Origin of the sequence: Pelomonas sp. Root405, assembly GCF_001425165.1 — a bacterium.
In the GTDB taxonomy this organism is placed as follows: Bacteria; Pseudomonadota; Gammaproteobacteria; order Burkholderiales; family Burkholderiaceae_C; genus Pelomonas.
The window spans coordinates 96,316-114,143 of sequence record NZ_LMDU01000014.1 but is presented as its reverse complement, the minus strand read 5'-3'; the positions used below and the strand labels follow the sequence as shown (position 1 = coordinate 114,143).

General features: G+C 70.6%; 20 protein-coding genes and 1 pseudogene. 18 read left to right on the top strand and 3 right to left on the bottom strand.

Translation table 11 applies throughout. The features are described from left to right. Window positions 1–60: 60 nt before the first annotated feature. From ASC81_RS18560 to ASC81_RS18535, 6 genes are all read left to right on the top strand, one after another. Window positions 61–1,356 (top strand): SDR family oxidoreductase, encoded by a 1,296-nt coding sequence (locus ASC81_RS18560; RefSeq protein ID WP_056270305.1) that lies wholly within the window; start codon window positions 61–63, stop codon window positions 1,354–1,356. Between the two features lie 12 nt (window positions 1,357–1,368). After that, on the top strand, window positions 1,369–1,833 hold the full coding sequence (locus ASC81_RS18555) for a DUF2269 domain-containing protein (protein WP_056270302.1): 465 nt from the start codon (window positions 1,369–1,371) through the stop codon (window positions 1,831–1,833). A 1-nt stretch (window position 1,834) separates the two neighbouring features. Next, complete coding sequence (locus tag ASC81_RS18550) at window positions 1,835–2,401, top strand: hypothetical protein (RefSeq protein ID WP_056270299.1); 567 nt, start codon at window positions 1,835–1,837, stop codon at window positions 2,399–2,401. Further along, complete coding sequence (locus ASC81_RS18545; RefSeq protein WP_056270297.1) at window positions 2,398–2,586, top strand: hypothetical protein; 189 nt, start codon at window positions 2,398–2,400, stop codon at window positions 2,584–2,586. The genes ASC81_RS18550 and ASC81_RS18545 overlap by 4 nt, the downstream gene beginning before the upstream one ends. After that, window positions 2,583–3,029: a DUF2243 domain-containing protein gene (locus ASC81_RS18540; protein ID WP_056270294.1), complete on the top strand. Its 447-nt coding sequence runs from the start codon at window positions 2,583–2,585 to the stop codon at window positions 3,027–3,029. The genes ASC81_RS18545 and ASC81_RS18540 overlap by 4 nt, the downstream gene beginning before the upstream one ends. A 66-nt stretch (window positions 3,030–3,095) precedes the next feature. Then, window positions 3,096–3,572 carry a hypothetical protein gene (locus tag ASC81_RS18535; RefSeq protein ID WP_056270292.1) on the top strand — a complete coding sequence of 159 codons (477 nt, stop codon included), beginning with the start codon at window positions 3,096–3,098 and terminating at the stop codon, window positions 3,570–3,572. 20 nt (window positions 3,573–3,592) lie between these two features. Here the strand turns inward: ASC81_RS18535 and ASC81_RS18530 are convergent, their stop codons facing one another. Both ASC81_RS18530 and ASC81_RS18525 read right to left on the bottom strand, forming a co-directional pair. Next, window positions 3,593–5,632 carry a S9 family peptidase gene (locus ASC81_RS18530; protein WP_082536638.1) on the bottom strand — a complete coding sequence of 680 codons (2,040 nt, stop codon included), beginning with the start codon at window positions 5,630–5,632 and terminating at the stop codon, window positions 3,593–3,595. Between the two features lie 75 nt (window positions 5,633–5,707). Beyond that, window positions 5,708–6,010 carry a hypothetical protein gene (locus ASC81_RS18525; RefSeq protein ID WP_056270288.1) on the bottom strand — a complete coding sequence of 101 codons (303 nt, stop codon included), beginning with the start codon at window positions 6,008–6,010 and terminating at the stop codon, window positions 5,708–5,710. A 416-nt stretch (window positions 6,011–6,426) separates the two neighbouring features. Between ASC81_RS18525 and ASC81_RS18520 the strand changes: the two are divergent. The 7 genes and pseudogenes from ASC81_RS18520 (at window position 6,427) to ASC81_RS18490 (ending at window position 11,620) form a co-directional block, all read left to right on the top strand. Then, a pseudogene (locus ASC81_RS18520) lies at window positions 6,427–7,587 on the top strand (hypothetical protein). Window positions 7,588–7,757: 170 nt separating this feature from the next. Further along, window positions 7,758–8,540: a ferritin-like domain-containing protein gene (locus tag ASC81_RS18515; protein WP_056270287.1), complete on the top strand. Its 783-nt coding sequence runs from the start codon at window positions 7,758–7,760 to the stop codon at window positions 8,538–8,540. 16 nt (window positions 8,541–8,556) lie between these two features. Then, entirely contained in the window at window positions 8,557–8,877 is a 321-nt protein-coding gene (locus ASC81_RS18510) for a hypothetical protein (RefSeq protein ID WP_056270284.1), read from the top strand. A 5-nt stretch (window positions 8,878–8,882) separates the two neighbouring features. After that, a complete protein-coding gene (locus ASC81_RS18505) occupies window positions 8,883–9,881 on the top strand; it encodes a patatin-like phospholipase family protein (RefSeq protein WP_056270280.1) in 999 nt (332 codons plus the stop codon). Window positions 9,882–10,029: 148 nt separating this feature from the next. Next, complete coding sequence (locus tag ASC81_RS18500) at window positions 10,030–10,218, top strand: DUF3606 domain-containing protein (protein WP_056270277.1); 189 nt, start codon at window positions 10,030–10,032, stop codon at window positions 10,216–10,218. 3 nt (window positions 10,219–10,221) lie between these two features. Further along, entirely contained in the window at window positions 10,222–11,025 is an 804-nt protein-coding gene (locus tag ASC81_RS18495) for an exodeoxyribonuclease III (protein ID WP_056270273.1), read from the top strand. A 1-nt stretch (window position 11,026) separates the two neighbouring features. Next, window positions 11,027–11,620, top strand: a complete 594-nt coding sequence (locus ASC81_RS18490; protein ID WP_056270272.1) for an alpha-ketoglutarate-dependent dioxygenase AlkB — start codon at window positions 11,027–11,029, stop codon at window positions 11,618–11,620. Here ASC81_RS18490 and ASC81_RS18485 read toward each other — a convergent pair. Further along, complete coding sequence (locus tag ASC81_RS18485) at window positions 11,617–12,777, bottom strand: glycosyltransferase (protein ID WP_056270269.1); 1,161 nt, start codon at window positions 12,775–12,777, stop codon at window positions 11,617–11,619. The two genes, ASC81_RS18490 and ASC81_RS18485, sit on opposite strands and share 4 nt — an antisense overlap. 82 nt (window positions 12,778–12,859) lie before the next feature. Here ASC81_RS18485 and ASC81_RS18480 point away from each other — a divergent pair, with 82 nt between their 5' ends. The 5 genes from ASC81_RS18480 (at window position 12,860) to ASC81_RS18460 (ending at window position 17,804) form a co-directional block, all read left to right on the top strand. Continuing rightward, complete coding sequence (locus ASC81_RS18480; RefSeq protein WP_200946907.1) at window positions 12,860–13,576, top strand: HAD-IIIA family hydrolase; 717 nt, start codon at window positions 12,860–12,862, stop codon at window positions 13,574–13,576. After that, window positions 13,525–14,025, top strand: coding sequence for an adenylyltransferase/cytidyltransferase family protein (locus ASC81_RS18475; protein ID WP_235533706.1), 501 nt, complete (start codon window positions 13,525–13,527; stop codon window positions 14,023–14,025). The genes ASC81_RS18480 and ASC81_RS18475 overlap by 52 nt, the downstream gene beginning before the upstream one ends. Further along, window positions 14,022–14,972, top strand: a complete 951-nt coding sequence (gene rfaE1, locus ASC81_RS18470; RefSeq protein WP_156392273.1) for a D-glycero-beta-D-manno-heptose-7-phosphate kinase — start codon at window positions 14,022–14,024, stop codon at window positions 14,970–14,972. Before ASC81_RS18475 ends, rfaE1 begins: the two co-directional genes overlap by 4 nt. Then, entirely contained in the window at window positions 14,969–15,574 is a 606-nt protein-coding gene (locus ASC81_RS18465; RefSeq protein ID WP_056270264.1) for a D-sedoheptulose 7-phosphate isomerase, read from the top strand. Before rfaE1 ends, ASC81_RS18465 begins: the two co-directional genes overlap by 4 nt. Window positions 15,575–15,719: 145 nt before the next feature. After that, window positions 15,720–17,804, top strand: a complete 2,085-nt coding sequence (locus tag ASC81_RS18460; protein ID WP_056914146.1) for a hypothetical protein — start codon at window positions 15,720–15,722, stop codon at window positions 17,802–17,804. Window positions 17,805–17,828 lie beyond the last annotated feature (24 nt).

Sequence of the window (17,828 nt, the reverse complement as noted above, 5' to 3'; positions counted from 1 at the left end):
CGGTATCGCCACGGCTGGCAAACGTCGCTCCCAGGGCATGCGGCTTGCCACGCAAACGGCATGAAGATCATGCTGACCGGCGCCACCGGTTTCCTCGGCGGCCGGCTGTTGCGACAGCTGCTCGCGGCCGGCCACCAGGTGGTTTGCGCCGGGCGCAGCGCCCCGCGCATCGAGCATGGCCGCTGCGGCTGGCTGAAGCTGGACTTCGCCGCGACGCCGGCCGCCGTCTGGGTGCTGCACCTGCAGGGTGTGGACGTTGTGGTCAACCTCGTCGGCATCTTCCGTGAGAGCGGCGCGGCCAGCTTTGCCGCCGTGCACACGCGCGGCCCGCAGGCGCTGTTCGATGCCTGCGCCAGTGCGGGCGTGCGGCGCGTCGTGCAGGTCTCCGCGCTGGGCGCCGACGCGCAGGCCGAGACCGAGTTCCTGCGCAGCAAATATGGAGCCGACCGCCATCTGCTCGCCCTGCCGCTGGATGGCTGCGTCGCCCAGCCCTCGCTGGTGTTCGCGCCCGATGGCCTCAGTGCGCGGCGCCTGCTGACACTGGCCTGCCTGCCCGTCGTGCCGCTGCCGGCGGGTGGCAGGCAGCGCATCCAGCCCATCCATGTCGACGACGCGGTCGATGCGCTGCACGCGCTGGTCGAGTGGCCGGGCGGCGACCTGCGCGGCCGCCGCGTGCCGCTGGTCGGCCCGCGGCCGCTGATGCTGCAGGACTACCTGCTGGCCCTGCGCCGCGGCATGGGCTTTGCGCCCGGCGCGCTGGTGCTGCCCCTGCCGGCCTGGCTGATGGCGGTTGCCGCCTGGCTGGGCGACCACCAGCCGCGCTCGCTGTTCAACCGTGCCGCCTGGGCCATGCTGCAACACGGCAACACCGGCGACGCCACGCTGGTCGCCCGCCTGCTCGGCCGCTCGCCGCGCCCGGCCTCGGCCTTCATCCCGAACGAGCAGCGCGCCGCCGTGCGCACGCAGGCCCAGCTGGCCTGGCTGCTGCCGCTGCTGCGCCTGTCGCTGGCGGCGGTGTGGCTGGCCACGGCGGCCGTGTCGGCCGGCCTCTATCCGGTCGAGCTGAGCCATCAACTGCTGGGCCGCGCCGGTGTGCCCGCAGAACTGCAGCCGGCCGCGCTGTGGGGTGCCGTCGCGCTGGACCTGTTGCTCGGCCTGCTGACGCTGTGGCCGATGCGCTCGCGCCGCTGGCTATGGCTGACGCAGGCCGGGTTGATCCTGTTCTACAGCGTGGTCATCAGCGTGAGCCTGCCCGAGTTCTGGCTGCACCCCTATGGCCCCATGACCAAGAACCTGCCGATGCTGGCGCTGCTGCTGCTGCTTTGGCAGCTCGAGCCGCGCCGCGGCGAGCGATGAGGAGCGAGCGGCATGGAATACCTCATCGTCAAATGGCTGCACATCTTGTCGTCGACCGTGCTGTTCGGCACTGGCCTGGGCTCGGCCTACTACATGTTCTTCACCAGCCTGAGCCGTCAGCCGGCGGCCACGGCCATCGTCGTGCGCCAGGTCGTCTGGGCCGACTGGCTGTTCACGACGACAACCATCGTCTTCCAGCCGCTCAGCGGCCTTTACCTGGCCCACCTGGTGGGCATCCCGCTGACGTCGAAGTGGATCGTCTGGTCCTTCGCCCTCTACGTGCTGGCCGGCGTGTGCTGGCTGCCGGTGGTGTGGCTGCAGATCCGCATGCGCGGCATGGCGCAGGCGGCGGCCCAGGCCGGCCTGCCGCTGCCGCCGCAGTACTTCCGCATGCTCAAGGTCTGGACGGCGCTGGGCGTGCCGGCCTTCCTCGCGCTGGTCGTCGTGTTCTGGCTGATGGTCGCCAAGCCGGTCTGACATGGACGACAGCGCCGCTCTCGTCCAGGCCTTGCTGGCCTTCGTCTGGACGCCCGCGCTCGTGCTGGCCGGCGCGCTGGACTGGGCCTGCCATCGCCACGAGCGCATCGAGCTGAACGCCGGGTTGAGCGAATCGCTGCTGCATCTGCTGATGCTGGCCGAGCTGGGCACGGCGCTGCTGGCGGCGCTGTTCCTGCAGCCCACGGCCGGGCTGTTCGTGTTGATTGCGCTGGCCCTGTTGCTGCATGAGGCCACGTATGCGCTGGACCTGCGCGTGGCGCTGGCGCGGCGGCGCATCCCGGCCATCGAGCAATGGGTGCACGGCTTCCAGCATGTGCTGCCCTGGGCCGGGCTGGCGGGGCTGATGGCGCTGTCGCCGGGCCAGGCCCAGGCGCTGCTCGGCCTGGCGGGCGAAGCGCCCGACTGGTCGCTGCGCCTGAAGGCCACGCCGCCGCACCCCGTCTACACGGCAGCGACATTGACGGCGGCGCTGCTGCTCAACGGCCTGCCCTTCCTGCACGAGGCCTGGCGCAGCCTGCGGGCGCGCCAGCGCGGCGTTTCAACATGAACCGGCTGCTGCCCTGCCTGCTCGCGCTGCCGGGCGCAGCCCTTGCCTGCGGCTCGTGCCGGCCGCTGGTCTTCGCGCGCATCGCCGCGGAGTTCTCGTGGACCGCCCTGCTCGGGCTCGCCGCACCAGTCGCCGTGATGGTGCTCGTTGCCGCCGGCATCCTCATTGCCGGAAGAAAGCCATGATCAACACCCAACGCCGATCACCGCTGCTGGCCGCCGGCTTGCTGCTTGGCGCCGGGCTGGGCGGCTTCTTCGACGGCATCGTCTTCCACCAGCTGCTGCAGTGGCACAACATGCTGTCGGCGCGGCTGCCGCCCGACAACCTGGTCGACGCCAAGATCAACATGTTCTGGGACGGCGTCTTCCACGCCGCCGTGTGGCTGATGACCGTCGCCGGCGTGGGCCTGTTGTTCCGCGCCGGCCGGCGCGACGACGCGGTCTGGTCGGGCCGCGTGCTGTGCGGCGGCGCGCTGCTGGGCTGGGGCTTGTTCAACCTCGTTGAAGGCGTGATCGACCACCACCTGCTGCAACTGCACCACGTGATGGACGGCGCCACCAACCCCTTGCCCGCGGACCTGCTCTTCCTGGCCTGGGGAACGCTGATGTGGTGGCCGGCGCGGCGCTGATCCGGCGGCGGCGCCGCTAGCGGCCGGTACGGCACTTGCCGGCAATCCTCGTCCGAGGAGACCGACATGTTGCAGCCCGACCAGATCGCCAAGGAGGACGAGCGCACCAGCGGCCGCGCCGCCCGCCCCGAAGCCAAGTTGCCCAGCTACCAAGACCTGTTGGACACCGCGCTGGACGACACCTTTCCCGCCAGCGACCCGCCCGCCATCAGCGCCGCCGCCCATGTGCACGAGCCCCACACCACCCCTCGCGACAGCATCGACTGGACGCTTGAGCCGGGCGGCTGCAAGCCCGTGGGCCAGCCTTGCGACGACGGCCAGGGCCGGCCGCGCTCCGCACCCTGCGACGCACGCCTGCATCAGGCGGTGAAGCTCGACGACGTGGTGGTGCCCGCCGGGCCCTGCTGCATCGAGCAGTCCGAGCAGACCGCCACCCTGCGCTGGACCGACGCCGGCGGTGCCGCGCAGCAGCGCGACATCAGCCTGGAGCATCTGCGCCAGCTGCTGGCCGACGGCGTGCTGGCACGCGACGGAGACCGCTGAGCGGGCCCGGCCGTCCGGCCTTACTTGCCGTCGTCAGTCTTGCCGCCGGACTGCCTGTCCGATTTCGGCTCGGGCAGCGGCTCGTCGATCCAGCGTTCCAGCCAGTCGACGATGCGGTGCTGGATGTCCAGCCGGTGGGCGACCTTGCCTTCGCCGAAGACATGGTGGCTGCCGCCGGGGTAGAGGACCATTTCCGCCGGCGTGCCACCGGCGCGGCGCAGCTTGACGAACAGCTCCTCGGACTGGCCACGCGGGCAGCGCTCGTCGTCGGCGCCTTGCAGGAACAGCGTCGGCGTGCGCACCTTCTCGATGGTCGTCATCGGCGACAGGCGCCCCATCAGCTCGCGCTGCTCGTCGGGCTCGCCATCGGTCGAATAGGCATCGGCGTAGTAGCCGCTGTCGGACGTGCCGAAGTGCGACTCCATGTTGGCCACCGGCGCGCACACGACAGCCACGCGGAACAGGTCGCTGTGGCCGATGGCATAGGCGCTGAGGTAGCCGCCATAGGACGAGCCGGTGATGGCGATGCAGTCGTCCGCCAGGCCGTCGCAGCGCAGTTGCTTGATCGCTGCCAGGTGCTGCGGCAGGTCCAGCTCGCCCCAGCGCTCGCGCAGCCGCGCGGAGAACTTGCGGCCATAACTACTCGACCCGACGGGGTTCAACGCCAGCACCGACCAGCCGCGCGCGCACAGCCCCTGCCAGTAAGGATGCGTCGAGAACTTCAGCTGCACATAGGCTGCCGGGCCGCCATGCACGTCCACCAGCAGCGGGCCGGGCCGGGTGGCGTCTGCCGCCCCGGGCGTCAGCAGCCAGCCGTCGATTTGCTCCGTGCCGCCATCGCCGTCGGGCACCTCGAAGCGGCGGTACTCGACTTGGGGCATCTCGCGGTCCTGCCACCAGTCGTTGAAGTGGCTGAGCTGGCGCTCTTCGCCGCCCTCCCAGCGGTTGCAGAACAGCGCCAGCGGCGATGCGGCCGTCTCACTGCTGTACACCACATAGTCGTTGGCCACCAGCTTGCCGATGTGTCGCTCACCGTCGGCAATCGCGCGCGTTTCGCCACCGGGCACGGCGACGGCGGCGGCATGCTGCAGGCCGCGCACGACCTGGATGAAGGCCACCTCGCTGCCATCGCGGCGCCAGTGCAGGTCGCCCGGCATCACCTCGATGCCCTCGTCGCCCAGCGGCTCGACCCTGGCCTGTTCGACATCGATCAGCCACATCCGCATCTGCGCGTCGCCCTCGTCGAGGCTGCCGCTGAAGACGATCCAGCGCCCGTCCGGTGACCAGGCCGGCGCGGCGGAGTTGGCCTGGTCGAAGCTCAGTCGCCGCGCTTCACCCGGTTGGTCCCCATCCAGCTCCATCAGCCAGATGTCGGAGCAATGCTCCTTGCCCGCCTCGGTGCGCCTGCGGCAGTAGCACAGCCGCTTGCCGTCGGGTGACCAATCGGCCGACAACACGTCGAAGTCGCCACTGGTGAGCTGCGTGCTCGCGCCGGTCTGCACGTCGATGAGGAAGAGATGCTGGCGCGTGTCCAGCGTGTAGCCCGTGCCGTCCATCTTGTACGGCAGGCGCCAGCAGACCTGCGGCGCGTCCTTGTCGGGCGCCTCGGCCACGGCGCCGTCCTGGCGATCACAGCCCGCAGCCCGCTCGTCGGGGTCGACAGTGGCATAGCCCACCACCAGCAGCTTGTCGCCTTGCGGCCGCCAGCAGATCGCCGTCGCGCCGCGTGCCAGATGGGTGAGCTGGCGGGACTCGCCGCCGTCGAAGGGAATCAAATGGACCTGGGGCGTACCGGGCTCCTCGCGGTCCGCCAGGAAGGCGATGGTCTTGCCGTCGTGCGACCAGCGTGGCGATTCGACCAGGGCATCGCCTCGGGTGAAGCACCGGGCCTCGCCCGTATCGAGTGCGAAGGTCCACAGCGGGCCTTCGTACTGCCTGGAATTGGTGTTGATCGACTTGATCGCGCAGACGGCCAGCGGCCGGGTCGGGACGACGTGGACGTCGGTGATGAGCTGTTCCTGCAGCAGGTCGTCGGGTTCGAAGCGAAGCTTGTCGGCCATGAGCAGGCCACCTCATGCACACGAAGAGGTAAAAGAGAAAAGCGGCCCGGCGCCAGCCGGGCCGCACTCAGCCAATTAACGCTGGCCGCCTTGGCGGTTGGAGCCTTCATTGCGCTGCGAACCCTGCTGGTTCTGGTTGCTGTCGCGCTGTTGCGACTGCTGGTTCGAGCCCTGCTCGCGCTGACCACCTTGCTGGCCCTGGTTGCCGCGCTGCTGCTCCTGCTGGTTGGAGCCCTGCTCGCGCTGGCCGCCTTGCTGGCCCTGGCTGCCGCGTTGCTGCTCTTGCTGGTTGGAGCCGCCTTCCTGACGCTGGCCGCCCTGCTGGTTGGAGCCGGACTGCTCGTTGCGCTGGTTCTCGTTGCGGTTTTGCTGGGACATGTGGATCTCCTGAAAGTTAATCGGCATCTGCCGACACCCCCCTGTAGCAACGGCGGTGCCCGGTCCTGGCGCAGCGGTGCACCACATCGCGGCGCAGCGTCCCCTAGAAAAGAACGCGTGCGCCGCGCGAGCGACATGCGAGGCCGCAGCCGGCACGCCGCGTTTTGTTCGGCAAAACCTACATGTTCAAAAAAGCTGAATCGATCGGTCGTATCAGGAGCCGGTCAGCGCGTGGGCGAGATGCGCGGGCAAATCGACGCAGCAATCTTCTGATGCTTTGAATCTCGTCGACCGCCAGACGCTCCGGCGAGGCCCTCAACGCGCTGTCTGACAGGCGCGCTCGTTGCCTTAAAGCGCGCATGGCCGTCGGCCCTTCCGGCATGCGGTCCAGAGGCCCGAACCAAGGAGAACCTGCAATGGGACTGAACATCATGGACAACCGCGGCACGCCGCTCGACCGCCAGCGCTTCACCTGGCGCGACATGGTCGGCAAGCCGATCAGCAAGCTCGATGACGACGCCTACTCGCGCGTGCACATCATCTTGCTCAACGGCCTGGAGATGGAGGCGCTGCGCTTCTCGCACGGCTGCGCACGCATGAACAAGGAGCTTCAGCCGGTGCTGGCCCAGCTGCGCCGCGTGGAGCAGCACCAGGCCACGACGGTGAACTGGCTGATCGGCGCCGACCACTCGCCGCTGGAGACAACCATCGCCTACGAACAGGTCGCCATCGACGTGACCGCCGGCGTCGCGCTGCGCGAGCCCGATGAATACCTGGCCCAGGTCTACCGCTTCGGCCTGCTGGAAGATTTCGACCACATGTACCGCTACTCGGCGCTGCTTGACCGGCTCGAAGGCAAGGACGCCAACAACATCCTGCAGAGCTACACCGACATCCTGCCCGGCCGGCCCACCATCGTGGAGCACCGCGACCCGCTGGACGATCTGCGCGAACCCTACGACCGCACGGCGGTGCATCCGCTGTCCAAGCTGCACGCGCTGACCATCATGGCCGCCGAGCAGCAGACGCATAACTACTACATGAATGTGGGCCCGCTGTTCAGCGACCCGATGGCGCGGCTGCTGTACGCGGAGATCGCCTCCATCGAGGAGCAGCACACCACGCAGTACGAATCCATCATCGATCCGAGCGAAGGCTGACTGGAGAAGTGGGTGCTGCACGAGGCCACCGAGGTCTACAACTACCACGGCTGCGCCGAGCAGGAGACCAACCCGCGGCTGAAGGCGGTGTGGGAGCGCTTCCTGGACTACGAGCTGGGCCAGCTGCATGTGGCCATCGAGCACTTCCAGAAGCACGACGGCCGCGACGTCGCGGAGATCCTGCCGAGCGTGCTGCCCGACCCCATCCCCATCGAGTCGCAACGCGAGTTCGTGCGCAAGGTGCTGGCCCAGGAGGTGGACCTGCGCGCCGACGGCAAGCAGTTCGTCGACAAGTCGCAGGAGCCGCAGCGCTCCATCGACTACCGCGAGCAACTGAACGCCGACGGCTCGCCCACCGAGCAGGTCGCCGATGGCTACCGCTGGCGCCCCGGCACCGAGCTCAAGCGAGCGGCATGAATGGAGCCCCTCGCCCAGCCTCGCCGCGCTGAACGCGGGCGAGTCTGACCGATCCCCCGAGGGGATGGCGATGCTCGCGGGGGCCCCGCTCACACATCGCCTGACGGGCCGGCTTGGGAGCGGCCCGGCGCTCGGCCCGGAACACTGAATACCCAACGAAAGGAATCACCATGGACACGAGAACCCACCTGGGCCACAACCGAACCGGCATCCAGATGTCGCCGATGGACACGGCCGCGATGCGCCACGGCGCTGACGAGATTGCTGACGCCATCGAGCCGACCGATGTCGACGCCGAACTGCTCTCGGCCGATGTGCGCGGCGATCTGGCCGATGCGCAGCTGCGCGAGAGCTATGCCAGCGAGGCCGACGGCCTGGGCTCCGTGCCAATGCCGGCCACGTTGACCGGCGTGGCCAAGTCCGGCGTCGACATGCTGACCGGCAAGCGCCCGCAGGTGCTGATGGACAAGCTCGGCGAGCGGCTGGCCTTTGAGCGCGGCGGCGTGCGGCTCTACGACGGGCTGCTCGTCAAATGCCGCACAGCGATGGGCGTGCTGGGCGATGGCGAGATCGCGATGCTGCAGCGCTTTCGCGACCAGGAGGCCCAGCATTTCGAGCTGGTGGCCAGCGCCCTTGTCGATCTCGGCGGCGACCCGACCGCGCAGACGCCAAGCGCCGATCTGGTCGGCACCGAGAGCATGGGCCTGGTGCAGGCCATGAACGACCCGCGCACCTCGCTGCTGCAATCGCTGCACGTCATGCTCGATGCCGAGCTGATCGACAACGCCAGCTGGGACCTGCTGGGCCGCCTGGCCCGCAGCGCCGGCCACGACGCGCTGGCCGAGCGATTCGAGATCGCCGTGCAGCAGGAGGCCCTGCACCTGCGCACCCTCACCGAGCTGGTGGGCCGGCTGACGCTGGCGGACGCCGGCGTGGCCGACCGAATGATGTGAACCAGGAGAAATCGACATGAGCGAACTTGACCCGAACCCGCCCGGCCACGGCCGCGTCGATGCGGCCGCCCATTTCCTCGATGCCGGCGGAAAGCTGACGCAGACCGTCGCGATGGGTGTGGCCCAGGTGGCCGGCAACATCGCCGGCGCCATGGCCGGTGCCATGGCTGTGCCGTTGACGGCCGCGGCCGCCGTGGCCCATGCGCATGGCGACGCCAATGCGGATGGCGACGCCCGCGGGGCGGCCAACGACGCGTCGGTGGATGACGCGCCCGACGCGCCCGAGCGCCAGGCGTCCGAGGACGAGGCGGCGGCGCCGCAGGACATCCCCGGTTGAGCGGCATGAAAACGGCCGTCGTCTTTCAGGGTGGCGGCCCGCTCGGCGCCTTCGGCTGCGGCGCCTGGCAGGTCGTCGCGCCCTGGCTGCGCCGGCAGGGGCACGAGCTGGTCGCCGTGGCCGGCGCGTCGATCGGCGCACTCAACAGCGCGGTGGTCGCCTGCCATGCGCAGGATGAGCACGACGACCTGGGCGCTGCGGCGCTGGACCGCCTCTGGCGCCGCGACATTGCGGTGCCTCTGCCCAGCGTGCCGCCCATGACGGACGAGATGCGGGCATGGTCGGGCTGGTGGACGGGCTTTGCGCTGGGCAACCCCGCGCTGTTCGCGCCGCTCTACCAGAACTGGCATCCGCTGGCCGGCCTGCGCCGCGTCGCGTTGCCGCTCTACTCGCAGCAGCGCATGCGGAGTATGTTCGAACGCATCGTCGGTGACGGCTATGTCAGCGACGCCAGCGCGCCGGTGCTGGCTGTCGCGGCGACCGATGTGCTCAGTGGCGCGCTGCGCCTTTTCAGCAGCGCCGACGCGCCGGTGGATGCGGTGCAGCTCAGCGCCAGCGCGGCCATCCCGCTGATGTTCGAGCCGGTCACCATCGAAGGGCGGCTGTACTGCGACGGCGAGGTCAACCGCCGCTCCCCCGTCGCCCCGCTGGTGAACGCGCTGCGCGACGGGGGGCGCATCACCGCGGAAGAGCCGCTGCAGCTGGTCACCATCGGTCAGTTTTGCCGCAACGCCGGCAGGGCACCACGCACGTCGCAGGAACTGCTGGACCGCTCGCTGCAGCTGATGCTGGCCGACAAGCTGGCCGAACCACTGGACGTCACGCACCACATTGACATCACCCGTGCACCAGAACCGCACGACAACATCTCGGGCCAGTTCGACTACTCGACGCCGCGCATCGAGGCGCTGATCGAGGCGGGGCGAATCGCGGCGCAGGCTGGGCTGGACGCCTTGAGAGCGCGGTCCCTGCGCGTGGTCGCGACTAGCGCGGGGCGAGCGTGAACCTTCGAGGCGCCGCGTCGGCGGCACCCGCCAGGGTCATCTCAAACGTAGGTTTAGGACTGCGCGCGCCCGAGCGCTTGTCCGGCGCGACTGCCGCACCGCAACAGGCCACCATGCGAGACACCCGCAACCCCACGAAGGAGACGACATGTCCGACGACAAAGGCCAGTCCGGCGGCCAGGACCGCAAGCGCATCAGCCTGGAGCAGGACTACGAAGTGAAGGACTGGAGCAAGAAGTTCGGCGTCACACCCGACGAGCTTCGCGCCGCGGTGAAGGCGGTCGGCAGCGATGCTGCGGCCGTCGAGGCGCATCTTCAAGGCAGCAACCGGCGCTGAGCCGTGCGCGTCGCCAGCTGGAACATCAACAGCATCGGCCGCAGAGCCGAACTGCTGCTGGACTGGCTGGCGCGCACGCAACCCGATGTGGTCGCGCTGCAGGAGCTGAAGGCCCCGACCGAGGCCTTCCCGACCGCGGCGCTCCAGGCCGCGGGCTATGCGTCGGTCGTGGTCGGCCAGCGCACCTGGAACGGCGTGGCCCTGCTGGCCCGCGGCCACGACCTGCTGCCGGTCGTCACCGCCCTGCCCGGCGACGCCAAGGACAAGGAAGCGCGCTATGTGGAGGCCGCCATCAACGGCGTGCTGTTCGCCGGCCTCTACCTGCCCAATGGCAACCCGCAGCCGGGCCCGAAGTTCGACTACAAGCTGCGCTGGTTCGAGCGACTGCGCCAGCGGGCGGCGGCGCTGTGGGCCTCGGGCCAGCCGGTCGTGCTGCTGGGCGACTGGAATGTCGTGCCGACCGATGCCGACATCTACAAGCCCGACAGCTGGCGCGACGACGCGCTGCTGCAGCCCGAGCCGCGTGCCGCCTTCGCCGACGTGCTGAGCCAGGGCTGGACCGACGCCATCAAGGCCACCCACCCCGGCCAGGTGCCGTTCACCTTCTGGGACTACCGCCGCCGCGCCTGGGAGCGCGACGCCGGCCTGCGCATCGACCACATCCTGGTCAGCGCCGCGGTGACCGTGCTCAGCGCTGGCGTTGACCGGGAGGAGCGCGGCCGCGAAAGCGCGAGCGACCACGCGCCGGTGTGGGCCGAGATCAAGGTGGGCAAGCCCAAGCGCGCGCGGGCGGCCAAGCGCGCCTGACATGGAACAGCCATCGCTGTTTGACGACCTGCCGCCCTCGCCCGGCGCGCTGCCCGATGGCCTGCGCTATGAGACGGGCTTTCTGGGCACCGACGAGGAAGCGGCACTGATCGCGCTGGTGCAGGGCCTGCCTTTGCAGGAGGCGCAATACAAGGGTTACACCGCGCGCCGCCGCGTGGTCAGCTACGGCGGCAGCTTCGACTACGACGCCAACGCGCTGCTGCCTTCCGCCGAGCTGATCGAGGAACTGCAGCCGCTGCGCGAGCGCGTGGCGCAATGGGCGGGCCTTGATGCTGCCGCCCTGGTGCATGGGCTGGTCGCCGAATACTGCCCCGGCACACCGCTGGGCTGGCACCGCGATGTGCCGGACTTCGAGGACGTGTTCGGCGTGTCTCTGGGCAGCGAGGCCCTGCTGCGCCTGCGCCCCTACCCGCCCGAGCGGCCGCGGCGCGAGGACATCGTCCGGTTGCGCGTCGAGCCGCGCTCCATCTACGCGCTGCGGGGCCGCGCGCGCTGGGCCTGGCAGCACAGCGTGGCGCCGGTGGAGGCGCTGCGCTGGTCCATCACCTTCAGGACGGCGCGCCTCGCTGCTTAGGCGGTGGCCCTGGCGGCAGGTGGCATGGCCAGCGCCATCGCGTCGTCGCCATGCACCAGCCGCTGCATCAGTCGGCCCACCGCGGCCACGCTGTCGGCGAGGTCGAAGCGCGCCTCGGCACGCTGGCGGCCGCATTCGCCCATGCGCCGGCGCAACGCCGGGTCGGCAACCAGCGCGGCGCAGCGGCCGGCCATGTCGTCGAAGTCCCCCGGTGCCACCAACCAGCCGCTGCGCCCCTGCTCGATCAGCGCCGGCACGCCGCCCACGCGCGTCGCCACGACCGGCAGGCCGCTGGCCATGGCCTCCATCAGCGCCAGCGGCATGGCCTCCGAATGCGAGCTGGACACGACGACATCGAGCTCCTTGTAGAGGTTTGCCACGTCTTCGCGCAGACCCAGGAGGTGCAGGCGCTGCTGCAGGCCCAGCGCTTCGCCAAGCTGGCCGAGCTGGGCGCGCATCGGACCGTCGCCGATGACGACGCCATGCACATCGGGCGGCAGCCGCTGCACCATGCGAACGAAAACGTCCGGCCCTTTCTCGGGCGACAGCCGGCCGACAAAGCCGACCACGGCAGCCTGCGGGGCCAGGCCGAGCGCGGATCGCAGCGCGCTGGCGCCGCGGCGCTGCGGCCGGAAGGCGTGCAGGTCGACACCATTGGTCTCGCAGCTCAGCCGCTCGGCGCTGACGCCAAGTCCGAGCGCACTGTAGTAGCTGGGCCAGCAGACCGTGCTCACGTGGCTGTCCACCAGGCGGTGCACTTCCAGGTCCAGCACGGTCGGCTGCCGGCCATGCACGGTGGCCAGCACCGGCCGCGACGTCAGCCGCCCGACGATGCCCGCCAACACATGGGCGCGCGGCAGATGGGCATGCAGCAGGTCCACGTCGGTGAATCGCACGAGCGCGGCGGTGGCCTGGATGCTGTCCCAGGGTGGGCTGTCGGCCATGGACATCATGTGCACGTCCACGCCAAGCGCGCGCAGCCGGTCAGCGAACGCGCCGTCGGCCGGGCAGACGGCCGTGAAGCGCACCTGCGTTCGGGGCATGTGCTCGATCAGCTTTTCCACCCAGGTTTCCATGCCACCGACGATGGCGTTGCCGATCACCTCCAGCACGTGCAGGGGAGCGCGACCAGTGGCCGCATTGCGAAGCTGGCTCATCGGGGCTGCTGCAAGTCGGGACGGCAGCGCTTGGCAATACCGATGCCCACGACGGGTATGCAGTTTGCCAAACGAGCCCCTTGTGAACACCCATCTCGACCCACTCGGCATGCTCATGCCCCAGGATGTGACCCGCCCGCTGCGCCCCTGCCTGTTCATCGACAAGGACGGCACGCTGGTTCACAACGTTCCCTACAACGTCGACCCCGCGTTGCTGCGCTTCATGCCCGGCGCGGGTGCAGCGCTGGCGCGGCTGCAGCGGGCGGGGCTGGCGCTGGTCATCGTGACCAACCAGAGCGGCCTGGCCCGCGGCTTCTTCACGCGGGCGCAGTTCGATGCACTGCAGCAAGCGCTGCTGCAAAGACTGCAGCAGGAATTCGGCGTGCGCATCGACGGCGTCGAGATGTGCCCGCACGGCCCCGACGATGAGGGCCGACCCGCCTGCCCCTGCCGCAAGCCCGCGCCCGGCATGCTGATCCGCGCGGCGCAGCAACACGGGCTGGACCTGGCGCGCTCGTGGATCGTGGGCGACACGCTGGACGACGTTGAGGCCGGCCACCGCGCGGGTGCCGGCGGCCTGTTCTTCAACAGCGGCGGCGAAACCGTCTGGCGCCGCTCGCCGCTTCGCAACGCCGACGCCAGCTTTTCCAACTGGACGGCGCTGGCCGACTACGTCGAGAAAGCCCTGGCCGGGAACACCGGCTGCCCACCGGCCTGGATCCGACCCCCCGCCACAGGAGACGCCCCTTGCAGCAACACTGGAACAGCGCGTTCAAGTGCCTCGCCCCGGGCCAGCTGATCGAGCGCGAGCCCTGGCTTGAGCGGCCCCTGGTGTTCACCAATGGGGTGTTCGACCTGCTGCATGTCGGCCATGTCAGCTGCCTGGAGGCCGCGCGGCGCCTGGGCAGCACGCTGGTGGTGGCGCTCAACAGCGACGCTTCGGCGCGCGGCCTGGGCAAGCCCGGCATGACCGACATGCGGCCCTACTGCAAGCTGCAGGAACGCAGCCTCGTCATCGCGGCGCTCGGCTGCGTGTCCTGGGTCACCTGGTTCGACGAGGCCACGCCCGCCGCGCTGCTGGACAAGCTGCGGCCCGACGTCTACGTCAAGGGCGGCGACTACAGCGAGGACAGCCTGCCCGAGACGCCGCAGGTGCGCGCCTGGGGCGGGCGTGTCGTCGTCGTGCCCTATCTGCCGGGCCACTCCAGCACGCGGCTGATGATGCAGCTGGAGGCGGAGGCAGCATGAGCATGGGCAATTTCTCGGCACAGCTCAGCGCACCGCCCAAGGTGCTGGTCGTCGGCGACTGCATGCTGGACGTCTACCTGGAGGGCGCCGTGCACCGCATCTCGCCCGAGGCGCCGGTGCCCATCCTCAAGCTGAACCGCCAGTCCCAGCGGGCCGGCGGCGCGGCCAATGTGGCGCTGAACCTGGCGCGGCTGCGCTGCCCCGTCACGCTGACCGGCCTGGTCGGCACCGACACGGCTGGCGCCTGCCTCGTCGAGCTGCTGGACGAGCCCGGGCTGACCCAGCATTTCGTGCGCAGCGCTCACCTGCAGACGACGCAGAAGATCCGCCTCGTCAGCCAGCGCCAGCAGCTGCTGCGCATGGACGTCGAAGGCCCGCCGCCGCCCGAGTGTGTCGAGGAGCTGGCTGCCCGCGTGCGCGAGCTGAGTGCGCGCCACCGCTGGTTGCTGCTGTCCGACTACGGCAAGGGCGCGCTGGGCGGCGAGCTGCAGGCCCTCGTCGCGCATTGCCGCGCCGAGGGCTGCCTGGTGCTGGTGGACCCCAAGCGCAAGGACCTGTCGGCCTACCGCGGCGCCTGGCTGCTCAAGCCGAATCTGGCCGAGCTGCGCGAGGCCGTGGGCGACTGGGCCAGCGAGGCGGAGCTTTGCGCCCGCCTGGCCGAGCTGCAGCAGCAGCTCGACATCGAGCACGTGCTGCTGACCCGCGGCGAGGACGGCATGAGCTTGTACTCGCGCGGCGGACGCTGCCTGCATGTGCCCACCGAAGCGCGCGAGGTCTACGACGTCAGCGGCGCGGGCGACACCGTGCTGGCGGCGCTGACCTGCTGGCTGGCCCGCGGCGAGCCGCTGGAGAGCGCCGTGCGCGCCGCCAACCGCGCCGCCGGCCTGGTCGTCGGCAAGTTCGGTACCGCCGCCATCACACCCGAAGAACTGGAAGCCGTCACATGAGCGCCCTGCCCTCAGTCATCGTCCCTGCTCGCCGCAACATCTTTGCGTCCGGACTGGCCTCGCACCGCGCGCTGTTCGAGCGCATCCATGCCTTGCAGGACGACGTCGAGCGCGCCGCGGAGCTGATGACGCAGACCCTGCGCCGGGGCCGCAAGCTGCTGCTGATGGGCAATGGCGGCTCGGCGGCCGACTGCCAGCACCTGGCCGCCGAGTTCACTGGGCGCTTCCAGCACGAGCGCCGGCCGCTGGCCGCGCTGGCGCTGACAACCGACACCTCGGCGCTGACCTGCATCGGCAACGACTACGGCTTCGAGCACGTGTTCGCGCGCCAGCTGCAGGGCCTGGCCCAGCCGGGCGACTGCGTCATCGGCATCTCCACCTCGGGCCGCTCGCCCAATGTGCTGCGCGCGTTGGACAAGGCGCGCGAGCTGGGACTGACCACCATCGGCCTTTCCGGCCGTGACGGCGGCGAGATGCGGGCGCTGTGCGACCTCTGCCTGGTCGTGCCGCATGCCGACACGGCGCGCATCCAGGAGGCCCACATCTTCATCGGCCACAGCTGGTGCGCCCTTGTCGAGCAGGCGCTGGCAGAAGACGCATGAGCGCCGCGCCGGGCCGTCCCAAGCAAGCTCGCGCCCGCTCGGCGGGAGTGAGCCTGGACATGGGATGCCCTGAGGGCATGCCGTGCCTGGCGAACGCCTGGCCGATCCGTCGGAAAGGCAAGGCCGCAGGCCGAAGGGTGCACCAGTGAGCGCCGACGCGCTGCCCTCCTTCTGGATGGGCGGCTTTGAAGGCGCCGACCATGTGAACGGCGTCGGTGAGGCGCTCGACATGGTCGCCGCCACCGGCCACGACCGCCGCCTGGACGCCGACTACCGCGCCGCGCGCCGGCTGGGCCTGCGCTGCTTGCGCGAAAGCATCGGCTGGCGGCTGACCGAGCGCGCCGACGGCAGCTTCGACCTCAACCGGGCCGTGCGCATGGCCGAGGCCGCACGTCGCCAGGGCGTGCACATCCTGTGGACGCTGATGCACTACGGGGTGCCGCCAGACCTGACCCTGCTGGACGATGCCTTGATCCCGCGCTTCGCCCGCTTTGCCGGCGCCGTCGCGCGCACGCTGGCGCCGCTGTGCCCGGCGCCACGCTTTTACACGCCGATCAACGAGATCAGCTTCCTGTCCTGGGTGGCCAGTGCGACCAACGAGATGGGGCCCGCCGGCGTGCTGCACGCGCCGATGACCGAGGACTCACGCGTCAGCGGCTACCTCGTCAAGCAGCGCCTGGTGCGCGCCGCCCTGGCCGGCATGGCCGCCATCAAGGCCGCCGACCCGGGCGCGCGCTTCCTGCACATCGAACCCGTCGTGCATGTCGTGCCCTGCGACGGCAACGATGCCGAGCAGCGTGAGCAGGCCAAGCGCATCACCGCCTACCAGTGGCAGACCATGGACATGCTGACCGGCCGCATGGACCCGCAGCTGGGTGGCCACGTGGATGCGCTCGACTGGGTGGGCCTGAACCACTATCACAGCAGCCAGTGGGAAGTGCCCAGCGAGAAACGCCTGCCCTGGCACGCGCGCGACCCGCGCCGCCAGCCGCTGTCGGCCTTACTGGGCGACGTCTGGCGCCGCTACCGGCGGCCGATGATCCTGGCCGAGACCGGCCACATCGGCGTGGGCCGTGCGGCATGGCTGCACGAGATCGCGGCCGAGGCGCAGCGCGCCCGCGCCTTGGGCGTTCCGCTGCGCGGCGTTTGCCTGTACCCCCTGCTGGACCGGCCCGACTGGAACGACACGCGGCGCTGGCACCGCAGCGGCCTGTGGCACCTGGCCCGGCCGGATGCACGCTGCCTGAACCGGCCCTTTGCGCGCGCGCTGGGCCAGTGGCACAAGCCGCCGGCGGCCCCGCCTGGCGACGAGCGCCCCGGCTTGCTGGTGCTGCTGCCCTGCGCCTGGGAAGACTGGACCGCGCCGCGCGAGCGCCTGCTGCAGGCGCTGACCGCCCAGGGCCCGCTGCGCCTGCTGGAACCGCCACGCGCCAGTACCGGCACTGGCCAGCCACTGCTGCGCTGCCACGGCGTGTGGCCGCAGGCCGACCTGCTGCTGCTGCACGGCCCCGGCCGCGGCGGCTGGGCCGAGCCGCCGACCGCCGCCCAGCTGCAGCTCTTGCGCGCCGCGCTGGCCGAAGCCGGCTCACGCCGCTGGGCCTGCTGGCTGGCCGGCTGGCGCAGCGATGGTCACCCGGCCTGGTGGCGCGAGCTGGCTGACACGGGGCTGGTGCTGCAACCCGACGCCGCGCAGCCGCCGAGCACCGAACTGCTGCAGCGCGCGCGCGCATCGCTGCCCCCGCTGTGGCCGTCGCCCGCTGCGCGCCGGCCGCCCGCACACAGCTACGAAGCCGAAGAGATCGCGCGCCTGCTGCGCGGCATCCGCAAACCGCACTGCTGGCTGCTGGCGGCACCGGCCCATGTCGACGTCGGCGTGCGCCTGCGCGCCATCGCCAAGCATTGGCGGCGCCGGCAGTGGCTGATCGACGCTGTGGCGCCGCCCAGCGACCGACCTTGGCCGCCCAACCTGCACTGGCTGGGCCGCGTGCATGACGGCCTGCATGAAGCGCTGGCGGCGGCCGTCCCGCACGTCGTCAGCTGGGGCGGGCCGCCCGGCTGGCCGGGTGCCGACACGCCGGGCGGCGCGGCGGCCGCCGAACCGGTGGCCGCCAGGGTGGATGCCGCGCTGCAGGCCGTGCAGCGGCTCCACCGAGCGCCGCCGGCGCCCCATCCCACCAGCGCCTCGGCCTGGCCAACCGCCGCCGGCCGGCTCCAGGCGTCGCCCCCCTAGAAACGGCGAAACGCCCACGTCGGG

Excerpts from the sequence above, each read along its gene's own strand:
- ASC81_RS18535 (WP_056270292.1), top strand. The coding sequence starts at position 3,096 with ATGTTGCAGCCCGACCAGATCGCCAAGGAGGACGAGCGCACCAGCGGC.
- ASC81_RS18540 (WP_056270294.1), top strand. The coding sequence starts at position 2,583 with ATGATCAACACCCAACGCCGATCACCGCTGCTGGCCGCCGGCTTGCTG.
- ASC81_RS18490 (WP_056270272.1), top strand. The coding sequence starts at position 11,027 with ATGGAACAGCCATCGCTGTTTGACGACCTGCCGCCCTCGCCCGGCGCG.
- ASC81_RS18545 (WP_056270297.1), top strand. The coding sequence starts at position 2,398 with ATGAACCGGCTGCTGCCCTGCCTGCTCGCGCTGCCGGGCGCAGCCCTT.
- ASC81_RS18525 (WP_056270288.1), bottom strand. The coding sequence starts at position 6,010 with ATGTCCCAGCAAAACCGCAACGAGAACCAGCGCAACGAGCAGTCCGGC.
- ASC81_RS18510 (WP_056270284.1), top strand. The coding sequence starts at position 8,557 with ATGAGCGAACTTGACCCGAACCCGCCCGGCCACGGCCGCGTCGATGCG.
- ASC81_RS18500 (WP_056270277.1), top strand. The coding sequence starts at position 10,030 with ATGTCCGACGACAAAGGCCAGTCCGGCGGCCAGGACCGCAAGCGCATC.
- ASC81_RS18485 (WP_056270269.1), bottom strand. The coding sequence starts at position 12,777 with ATGAGCCAGCTTCGCAATGCGGCCACTGGTCGCGCTCCCCTGCACGTG.
- ASC81_RS18465 (WP_056270264.1), top strand. The coding sequence starts at position 14,969 with ATGAGCGCCCTGCCCTCAGTCATCGTCCCTGCTCGCCGCAACATCTTT.
- ASC81_RS18505 (WP_056270280.1), top strand. The coding sequence starts at position 8,883 with ATGAAAACGGCCGTCGTCTTTCAGGGTGGCGGCCCGCTCGGCGCCTTC.
- ASC81_RS18515 (WP_056270287.1), top strand. The coding sequence starts at position 7,758 with ATGGACACGAGAACCCACCTGGGCCACAACCGAACCGGCATCCAGATG.
- ASC81_RS18555 (WP_056270302.1), top strand. The coding sequence starts at position 1,369 with ATGGAATACCTCATCGTCAAATGGCTGCACATCTTGTCGTCGACCGTG.
- ASC81_RS18550 (WP_056270299.1), top strand. The coding sequence starts at position 1,835 with ATGGACGACAGCGCCGCTCTCGTCCAGGCCTTGCTGGCCTTCGTCTGG.
- ASC81_RS18530 (WP_082536638.1), bottom strand. The coding sequence starts at position 5,632 with ATGGCCGACAAGCTTCGCTTCGAACCCGACGACCTGCTGCAGGAACAG.
- ASC81_RS18560 (WP_056270305.1), top strand. The coding sequence starts at position 61 with ATGAAGATCATGCTGACCGGCGCCACCGGTTTCCTCGGCGGCCGGCTG.
- rfaE1 (WP_156392273.1), top strand. The coding sequence starts at position 14,022 with ATGAGCATGGGCAATTTCTCGGCACAGCTCAGCGCACCGCCCAAGGTG.